This is a genomic window from Streptomyces sp. NPDC127197, assembly GCF_042672405.1.
GTDB lineage: Bacteria > Actinomycetota > Actinomycetes > Streptomycetales > Streptomycetaceae > Streptomyces > Streptomyces flavusporus.
This window is the reverse complement of sequence record NZ_JBHXVG010000091.1, coordinates 1-8,628: the sequence shown is the minus strand read 5'-3', so window position 1 is coordinate 8,628 and position 8,628 is coordinate 1. Positions and strand designations below refer to the sequence as shown.

General features: G+C 69.6%; 10 protein-coding genes. 5 read left to right on the top strand and 5 right to left on the bottom strand.

Annotation, left to right across the window (positions count from 1 at the left end; all coding sequences use genetic code 11):
- The first annotated feature begins 495 nt into the window (after positions 1 to 495).
- Complete coding sequence (locus ACFVJQ_RS45025; protein ID WP_385791723.1) at positions 496 to 768, top strand: hypothetical protein; 273 nt, start codon at positions 496 to 498, stop codon at positions 766 to 768.
- A 525-nt stretch (positions 769 to 1,293) separates the two neighbouring features.
- On the opposite strand, the gene ACFVJQ_RS45020 is transcribed toward ACFVJQ_RS45025, so the two are convergent.
- The 3 genes from ACFVJQ_RS45020 to ACFVJQ_RS45010 all read right to left on the bottom strand — a co-directional run bounded on the left by ACFVJQ_RS45020 (position 1,294) and on the right by ACFVJQ_RS45010 (position 4,051).
- A complete protein-coding gene (locus tag ACFVJQ_RS45020; RefSeq protein WP_385516349.1) occupies positions 1,294 to 2,214 on the bottom strand; it encodes an alpha/beta fold hydrolase in 921 nt (306 codons plus the stop codon).
- Positions 2,215 to 2,336: 122 nt separating this feature from the next.
- Positions 2,337 to 3,302, bottom strand: coding sequence for an RNA polymerase sigma factor (locus ACFVJQ_RS45015; protein WP_385791721.1), 966 nt, complete (start codon positions 3,300 to 3,302; stop codon positions 2,337 to 2,339).
- Between the two features lie 65 nt (positions 3,303 to 3,367).
- On the bottom strand, positions 3,368 to 4,051 hold the full coding sequence (locus tag ACFVJQ_RS45010; protein ID WP_385791719.1) for a transglycosylase SLT domain-containing protein: 684 nt from the start codon (positions 4,049 to 4,051) through the stop codon (positions 3,368 to 3,370).
- A 627-nt stretch (positions 4,052 to 4,678) separates the two neighbouring features.
- Here ACFVJQ_RS45010 and ACFVJQ_RS45005 point away from each other — a divergent pair.
- From ACFVJQ_RS45005 to ACFVJQ_RS44995, 3 genes are all read left to right on the top strand, one after another.
- Positions 4,679 to 5,674 carry a M28 family peptidase gene (locus tag ACFVJQ_RS45005; protein ID WP_385791717.1) on the top strand — a complete coding sequence of 332 codons (996 nt, stop codon included), beginning with the start codon at positions 4,679 to 4,681 and terminating at the stop codon, positions 5,672 to 5,674.
- 128 nt (positions 5,675 to 5,802) lie between these two features.
- Positions 5,803 to 6,591, top strand: a complete 789-nt coding sequence (locus tag ACFVJQ_RS45000; protein ID WP_385791715.1) for a class I SAM-dependent methyltransferase — start codon at positions 5,803 to 5,805, stop codon at positions 6,589 to 6,591.
- 59 nt (positions 6,592 to 6,650) lie between these two features.
- Positions 6,651 to 6,785, top strand: coding sequence for a hypothetical protein (locus ACFVJQ_RS44995; protein ID WP_385791714.1), 135 nt, complete (start codon positions 6,651 to 6,653; stop codon positions 6,783 to 6,785).
- Positions 6,786 to 6,910: 125 nt separating this feature from the next.
- Here the strand turns inward: ACFVJQ_RS44995 and ACFVJQ_RS44990 are convergent, their stop codons facing one another.
- Entirely contained in the window at positions 6,911 to 7,363 is a 453-nt protein-coding gene (locus ACFVJQ_RS44990; protein ID WP_385516343.1) for an SsgA family sporulation/cell division regulator, read from the bottom strand.
- A 320-nt stretch (positions 7,364 to 7,683) separates the two neighbouring features.
- Here ACFVJQ_RS44990 and ACFVJQ_RS44985 point away from each other — a divergent pair, with 320 nt between their 5' ends.
- Complete coding sequence (locus ACFVJQ_RS44985; RefSeq protein WP_385516342.1) at positions 7,684 to 8,484, top strand: alpha/beta hydrolase; 801 nt, start codon at positions 7,684 to 7,686, stop codon at positions 8,482 to 8,484.
- A gap of 18 nt (positions 8,485 to 8,502) precedes the next feature.
- Here ACFVJQ_RS44985 and ACFVJQ_RS44980 read toward each other — a convergent pair.
- Positions 8,503 to 8,628, bottom strand: a 126-nt coding sequence (locus ACFVJQ_RS44980) for a LuxR C-terminal-related transcriptional regulator (RefSeq protein ID WP_385268548.1), incomplete at its 5' end; no start/stop codon positions are given.

The following is an 8,628-nucleotide window of genomic DNA, read 5'->3' as shown; positions in this document are numbered from 1 at the left end:
ACCTGCTCGAACAGCTCCCACAACTCATCCGGCACCAAGCGCTCGACGATCCCCACGGCCACAGGCTATCGAACACGCCAAATGAGACCAGCTCTTAGGTAAAGACTCTGCCAAGGAGCCGTTCCTGCTTTGAAGTTGGAGCGTGCAGAGCGGCGTTCGCACCTTGCAGTGGGAACGGGGCGAAGCGATAGACGTGGGACACGTTCATGTGCCGGGTGACCGGATCTGCATCGTTCGAGGGGTGATGTGGCTGTGGTGGTCTTAGGGGCGTGTACGCCTGCCGCACAGGCTGCTGGGAGGGTGAGTGCGGCTGTCTTCACGCTGCTGATCGGCGGTTGTAGTGCGGCGGGGTCGCCTGGTTCGACCTCGCAGGGAGAGGGCGGAACGCCCGCCGGTTCGTCGAGCGGCTCGTCGTCCCGTTCCGCGCCTCCTGCCTCCCTCGCGGAGGCCGCGCGCTCGCAGGCGACGACCGCGTACTTGGGGATGTGGCGCGACATGGTCCAGGCAGCGAAGACGTCGGACTGGAACTCGCCGCAGCTGGCGCAGTACGCGACCGGTGACGCGCTGTCGGCGATCTTGCGCGGCATGTATGCGGATCACCTCAACGGCTTGGTGACGAAGGGAGAACCGAAGAACGATCCGAAGGTGACCTCGGCGACGCCCGCAGCGAACCCGACGACGGTCATGATCTCAGACTGCGGTGATTCGACGCACTGGCTGAAGTACCGGCAGGACAGTTCGTTCGTGCCGGTGGGAGCCTGGGCCTGAGCTGCATCGCTGCTGACCTGGACAGTTGTGGTGGCGGCTGCGGAATAATTCCCTCCAGTTCCCTGGATTTCCCAGGTCAAAGCCTTGTTTCAGGTGGTGATCCTGCTGACACGGCGGCGCGGCCCCAGCGCCCTAATACGCGTGCTGACGGCGACCAGGAATGCCGGTCATTGATCCATTGGGAAGTTCCCAGCGGTTGCGGGCGATGACTGCGCAGGTCCGAACGCCCCGGGGGTGGCGCCGACAGTATCTGTGAGGCCCCGTAGCCGACGTGAGCTGGTACTTTCCGGCACGGTAACGGTGCCGCAGGCGCGTCGACGCCGTCGTAGGGGTGGTTCCCGGTGACTACCCCGAGCGAAACGCGACGCGGTGCGTCTGCGGGTGTCCGTGATGCCCCTCCGAGCGGCGCTGGTACGGGTGTCGGCGTTGAGGTGTGCGTGCGTCGTGGCTGTGCGCTGGTGGTGCCGTCGGTGGCCGGGTTCACGTGCGTCGGCCCTCTGCGGGCCGACGCACGTCGTGAGGTGCCTACGCGGCTCCGTCCCGCGGGCCCCCGGTCCGCAGGGCGAAGTCACGGACCGCGCCCGCGAACAGCTCGGGCTCCTCGATGTGCCCCATGTGGCCGCTGTTCTCCAGTACCAGCAACTGCGAGTCGGGGATCAGCTCATCGAGTTCGAGTGCCCAGCGAGGCCCGCAGATCACGTCGTGCCGGCCCACGACGACCAGAGCCGGCGGCTCCAGTCCCTTGAGGGCAGCGCGGTCGTCGATGACATCGGGTACGAGGTCCTCGTCCAGGCCTGAGATGTAGGTGGCCCGGATCGCGTCCCGGAACGGGGCCAGCCGCTCCTCGTTCCCCCAGTAGTCGGCAAAGTAGGACGGGAGCACACCGCGGGCGACCGTCACGGTCTGCTCGTCGCTGGAGATGGTGGACATCGCGCCGAACGCGGCCAGCACACCGGGCAGTCCGGGGTGACCGGCGTGCTGCGCGGCGAACGCCTCCACCCTGCGGCCCGCCTCCGCGCCGTGTTCGGGACCAGTGACGGGCGCGCCTTCGTACAGCACGACGCCCGCCACCTGCTCGGGGCGGTACAGGGTGTGGTAGGCGGCCACGAACGCGCCGTGCGAATGCCCCAGCAGGTGCACCTTCCGCACGCCGAGCCGGTTGATCAGCACCTGCAGGAAGCGGCTGTACCTCTCCCGGGTGTAACCGTGCGGGTGCGAGGGGAGACGGCTGTCCTCGGCGGTGCCGACGGGCTCGACGTAGACCATCGTCAGATGCTCTTCGAGGGCGGGCATTCGCAGGTAGTCCCAGAAGATGCCGGGACCGCCGGGGAGCGCCACGCACACCGGGCCGCTGCCGTGCACGTGATAGCGCTGGACGATTCCGCCCGTCTGGTAGGAGTGGGTGCCGGGGGAGAGGGGGCCGGTGTGTGCGGTGGGTATGTTCATCGGGATCTCCGTAGGGTCCGCAGGTGTCTGTGACACCGACAAGACGCTCCGGAATCCGAGAAGTTTTATCGCCTGAATGTGATCTGGGTCATGTTGTTGGGGTGAGGTGGCAAGGCCCGGACTCAGGCCGCGGCAGGCGCGGGCGCGGCCTCGGGGCGTGCTGCGTGATAGAGGGAGACCCGGTCGAAGCGGCCGCCGTCCAGCGACATGATCCAGGCGACCCCGGGCGGGCAGTGGTCCGGATCGTCGGGCGGGTTGACCAGTTCCATCTCCCAGACGACCAGGGACCGGCCGGCCACCACATGCAGGGGGCGCTGGCGCACACCCGCCGAGAGGTCCCAGTCCATCCCTGCCCGCAGGAGGTCGGCTCCGCCGAGCCGCCGGCCTCCGGTCAGCAGCGAGACCTCGGGGGAGTAGCGGTCCCTGACCACCTTGCCGAACTCGCCGCGCTCGGCGGCCGCGAGTGTCTCGCGTACCTCCTGCCAGCTGGCTTCGGTGCGGCGTGTCACGTCCTCGTGCGCCGAGGCCGCGGTGGCGGTCAGGGTCTGGGCGAGGGCGCCGCGTGCCTGGTTCAGCCGGCTGCGCACGGTGCTGACGGGAACGGAGCAGGCTTCGGCGATCTGCTGGTACGAGGTGATCCCGGTGGAGAAGTAGCGCAGGACGAGCGGCAGGCGCAGGGTCGGGGACAACGCCTCGACGGCCTCCCAGATCCAGTCCCGCAGTGCATGGGTCTGCAGGACCTGCTCGGGTGTGCCGCCGTCCGATGGCAGCGGTACCCACTCCATGGGCTCGACACGGCGCGAGGCGCGCAGCAGCGTCCGGCAGCTGTTGCGCACGACCATGCGCAGCCAAGGCCCCACGGCTTCCGGATCGCGTACGTCCACGATCCGGCGCAGCGCCACCAGCGCCGCTTCCTGCATGACGTCGTCCACGTCCGGGCCCGGCCCCAGCAGGCTGAGCGCCACCGCGCGCATCCCGGGCCGGTGACGCTCCAGCAGCAGGGCGAGCGCCGATACGTCGCCCGCCTGCGCGGCCCGTGTCAGAGCTGCGTCCTCCGTCGGCCCGGTGTCTCCCGGTATCCCGCTCATGCCTTGTCCTCCCGGCCGCGACACGTGTCTTCTTTCGACCCTAACCGCTCCGAGGGGCCCGGGGCTCAGTACCCGTGGTTGGCCTGCCAGAACGCCCAGGCGCCACAGGGGCTGTCATAGGTGCTGTTCATGTAGTTGAGGCCCCACTTGATCTGGGTGGCCGGGTTGGTCCGCCAGTCGGCGCCGACGGAGGACATCTTGGAGCCGGGCAGTGCCTGGAAGAGGCCGTACGCACCGGAGGAGGCGTTGACCGCCGTGTAGTTCCAGCTGGACTCGTGGTCCACGATGTTGCTGAAGCACTGGAACTGGTCGCCGGGCACCATCTGTGCGGCCATCGCCTGAATCTGCGCGACGGTGTAGGAGCTCTGGACGGGGAAGCCGGAGGCGTCCCGGGAAGCCGCTGCCTTGGCCTCGGCGCGCTCCTTGGCCTCCTGTTCCGCCTGCTGGGCGGCCTCCTTCTTCTCGATCGCGGACTTGGCGGCCACCTTGCGGGCCGCCTCCTCGGCGTCCTTCTTGGCGCTCGCGTCGGCGGCGATGGCCTGGACATCGGCCTGTCGCGTCAGGGACGCGGTCTGCACCTGGGCCTGGTGACCCGCCGGTATGTCCGTGAGGAGCGTGGTGTCGGCTGCCGTCGCCTCGGCGTCGTTGTTCTGCGCGACGCTGCCCGAGGCAACGCCGACGACGCTTCCGACAGCGGTGACCGCGGTGGCAGAGGCCACCGCGAATCCCCGGACCGAAATCGGGCTCACACGTTTTCCTTCATGTCCAAGGTATTCACGAAGCCTTTCGAAGTCCGTTGGGACGACGGGACCTGAACGGCCATGTGTGCAACACGAGATACCTGGAGTACGCGGGCCGTGCACAGGGCAGGTTTCGCCCCTGTGACGCTCGGCGACGAGGTCCGCTGTCTGCGCGAGGACGCACGCAGGATCGCCGCGCCGCCGACCGGACTGCGGACTGTCATGGAAGAGGCTCGGGCTGCCGACCGCGAGAACCTCAGTCGAAACTCTGACTTTCAGGCCCGGCCCGGCCCGGTGTGGTGGGAGCGGCCGCCCTCACGTCGGGGGAAGAGCATGAGGACGACCGCCCCGTCCTGCGGCCAGGTCAGCCAATCAATACCCTGACCGCAGGAGTTCCTACCTGGGGCAACGGGATCGGAGCCGTGGCAGGTTCACGGATGGGACAGGACAATCGCGCCGGATGTCTCCGGCTTCTCTGCCGACGGATCCCTCCGGAGGCGGCCGCCGGTCGGGCACGACCTCGCCTGCCGCGAAATCCCCCAGGTGAAAGGGCTGCCGGCCGGTCCGGCGCCCTTGATCCCACACAGATCGGAGTGCCGGATGACGAACGACCCTACGGCGAGGCCCACTCGAGGATTGCTTCCGGAAGCCGCCCGACTACGGCGGCACGTGGAGTTCCTCGCCGCCGAGCCGCGCAGTCGGCTGCGGGCACCTCGGGCGATGCAGCGCGCCGAGGCCTACGTCCATGACGAACTGACCGCCACGGGCTGGCTGGTGGAACGGCAACCGTTCGATGCGCGCTGGCAGATCGGTTCGACGGACCGGCACGGCCACCGGGCGCTCGCCCTCAAACCGCGGCTCCACCGGCGCCTGCACGGAGCGAACCTCATCGCCTCGCTGCCCGGGTCCGGCGACGGGCCGGCCGTGGTCGTCGGTGCCCATCTGGACAGCGTCAGCGGCAGTCCGGGCGCGGACGACAACGCCTCGGGCGTGGCGGTGCTCCTGGAGACGGCGCGTCTGCTGTCTGAGGCGTCGGTTCCCCCGCGTGTCGTCCTGGCCGTGTTCGACATGGAAGAACTCGGACTGATCGGGGCCCGTCAGGCTGCCCGTAAACTGTGCCGCCGCGGCGGTGTGCGGGGGATGATCTCCCTGGAGTCGGTCGGGTACTTCGTGGATGACCCGGGAACGCAGCGTCTCCCCGCCGGCTTCGAGCGAATTTTCCCTGAGGCATCCGCCGAGGCCCGGGCGAGCGGTTACCGGGGTGACTTCATCCTCGTCGTGCACCGGCGCTCCTCGGCGGGCGCGGCCGAGGTGTGGAAGCGGGCCGCCGCGGCGGCGTCTCCGGCGGTCCCGGGTCTGCTGCTGCGGGATCCGCGCCCCGACGGCCTGCTGGGCCTGCTCATCGGACTGGCCGTGCCGCCCGCGGGCCACCTGGGACGCAGCGACCACGCGCCGTTCTGGAACCGCGGAATCCCCGCATTGATGGTCACGGACACCGCGAACTTCCGCAATCCGCACTACCACCGGTCGACGGATGTGCCGAGGACGCTCGACTACGAGCGTCTGGCCGCCGTCGCTGCGGCCACCGCCATGACCGCCGTCTCGTGGCCCGATGCCCGACGTACGGCGTGAACATGTAGCCCGGCTTGCGACCGCTGCCGATGTCGGCCTCCGGAATGCGGAACTCACACCTCGCTATGACATTATGTGTTCGTATCAGTGCGACACGTATGTGGCAGTGGCGCTCCTCCGGAGGCTCCATGTCCGCACCGCCCGAACCTGCCACCCCTTCCACGAGCCTCGCTCTGCCTCTCGGCGAGAACCCGGTGGCAGTTCTCGAGGCCGCCGCATGGGCCATGGCAGCGGTGCTGAGCACCCAGCGGCAGGCGCTGTCGGCGCCCCTCGCGGACGTGCTCGCGTGCGATCCACAGCGCACCGCGGTCCTGGAGAGCCTGGGCCTGGTCCTCCGGGGGCCCGACGGATTCGTCCTCCATCCTTCGCTGGACCAGGTGGACGCGGCGACGGCGCGCAGCGCGGTGGAGGCGAAGCTCAGCTCGCTGCGGCAGGCCGTGTCGGCCGCTGCCTCCGAGGCGGCCGGTACACCGCAGGGTGGTTGGGGAGTGCAGCCCGATGAGGTGCTGCTCAGCCAGGGACGGGCCTCCGCCGCGACAGGCCGCGCACTCGCCGCGAAGATTGTTCCTCGGCTTGCCGGGTGCACCGAGCGGCTGGCAGCCGAGGGCAGCCGCATCCTTGACGTGGGCACCGGCGTCGGCGCCCTGGCCTTGGCGCTGGCCCAGGGCTTCCCCAGGGCACGGGTGGAGGGCATCGACGTACTGGAGCGGGCGCTGGCCCTGGCGCGGGCGGAGCTGACCGCCGCGGACCCTGCTGTGGCCGCCCGGGTGTCCCTGCGCCACCAGGACGCGGCGGACGTGTCGGAGACGGAGACCTACCAACTGATCTGGCTGACGGCGCCCTTCCTGTCGGAAGAGGCGCTGCGGGCCGCTCTGCCCCGGCTCGTCGAGGCCCTGGTACCGGGGCATGGCTGGTAGCGGGGACCACCCCTGTTGCCGATGACGCGCTGCGTCGCTCCGGCGAGCGGTGGACCGCGGTGCGCGGCGGCAACTCCTTCGACACGGCGCGCATGGGTGAGGAGCTCGACGCGCTCGGGTTGGAGGAGACGAGGACCTTTCCCACGGTTCCGGGCGGCCCCGTACTGGTCGCGGCCCGGTGCGTCGAGGGCTGAGTCGTTCACCCCGAGCCTGGCATGTCCCGCGTCGTGCAAGACCGGTGGGGTTTCGTGTGCCGCCGGAGGTTCCGCTCGGGAACCGCTCGGCGGGCACTGCGGTGTCGGCGCTCGGCGACCGTTCTTCACGGGCCTTGGAGCAGATCCGCGGTGGCGACCTCCCAGTCGATCTCGGCGAGCTCGCGACCGGCGGGAACGAGCTCGTATGTGTACTCCAGCCACTCCTCCAGCGGGGGCACGGGCAGCTCGAACAGGGCCGCCATGTCCCTGGAGGCCAGCCGGAGCCGCGCGGTGGCCCGGTCCTCGGAGTGCGTCGGCCACATCTGGACGTCACCGAGGCCGCTCACCGAGTACAGCCCCTGCTGGAGGAGGTCGCGGCCGATCCGCCACAGGACACGCGGGCCACCCTCGATGACAAGCTTCACGGACACGACCAGGGGAGCCTCCGGGTCGAACCGGAACTCCGCCCTGATGGCCTGCCGGGCGGCGACGTCCAGCACGCGCTCGATGTCCAGGATCAGCTCAGGGCGGGCGTGCGGCGCCGGGCGAGCCTGTACACCTGGTTGGTTGCTGCTCATGGCGGTCGGATCCTTCCCCGTGGCGAAAGCTGGCCCGACCTACCCTCGTCGCTGCGGGAGCGGCGTACATAAGTCACTTGACCGTCCAACATTGCCGACTTCGACGGTGCATCGTGACGACGGAGGTCCGCCAAGCGGAGACGTGTCCGAATCGGGGCGCCTTGACGGGGATGACCGTTCCCGGGGCGCTCGGTCCTGTGGGCGCTGTGGGCCGTGAACATTAAGTCATTCGACTGTCGCCCCTGACCTGCGCCTGAACGATCCTGAAACTGTCACCCGCATGCCAGAGCCGGGTGATCGTCATGCTCGGAGGGCCAGCCGTGAACCACACTCCCGTCGTCTTCATCCATGGCACCTGGCTGCACGCGCTGTCCTGGGAGTCATGGGCGGAGCGCTTCGCCAGCCGGGGGTTCCTCGCCTTCACGCCCGGATGGCCAGGGGAGGCGGTCGCCGTCCGGGAGACGCGCAAGGCCTCCGGGACGCTCGCGGGCATCGGCCTGGACGTGCTGACGGATCACTACGCGGAAATCGTACGGTCGTTTGAAATCGCGCCGGTGATCGTCGGCCACTCCGTCGGCGGCCTCATCGCGCAGCATCTCATCGGCGCCAACATCGGCCGGGCCGCGGTGGCCATCGCACCCGCCCCGATCAACGACATTCCGCTGCCCGCCTCCCCGGCCCGGCTGTGGACCCCGGGCCGGGCCGACGACGCCGAACAACTGGTGTCCCTGTCCCCGGAGCAGTTCCACCGCGCCTTCGCGAACACGGTCGCGGCGGAGGAGTCCGACCGGCTCTTCGACCGCTATGTCGTGCCGACGTCCCGTCGTCTGCTCGCCGACCTGGGGTACGCGGGCACGGCGCGCAGCCCGCGTGCCGTGGTGGACGTCGGCAACGCGGACCGCGGCCCGCTCCTGCTGATCTCCGGGCAGGAGGACCTGCTGGTGCCCGACGCCGTCACGCGCGCGGTGTACAAGGAGTACGGCGACTCCACGGCCGTGACCGACCTGAAGCAGTTCGCGGACCGCGCCCACTCCCTGGTCATCGACAGCGGATGGAGATTCGTCGCCGACTACGTGCTCGGCTGGCTGGACGAGCGCGGCCTCCGCGCCTACCCCGCGTAGGGGCTCGGCGTGCCGCAGTCACACGTTCTGGTCGCCGGGGATCTTGCTCAGTGCGTCGCGGAGGGCGGCGCGTGAGGTGATGCCGAGTTTGGGGAAGACGCGGTAGAGGTGTGAGCTGACGGTGCGGGGTGAGAGGTGCATGCG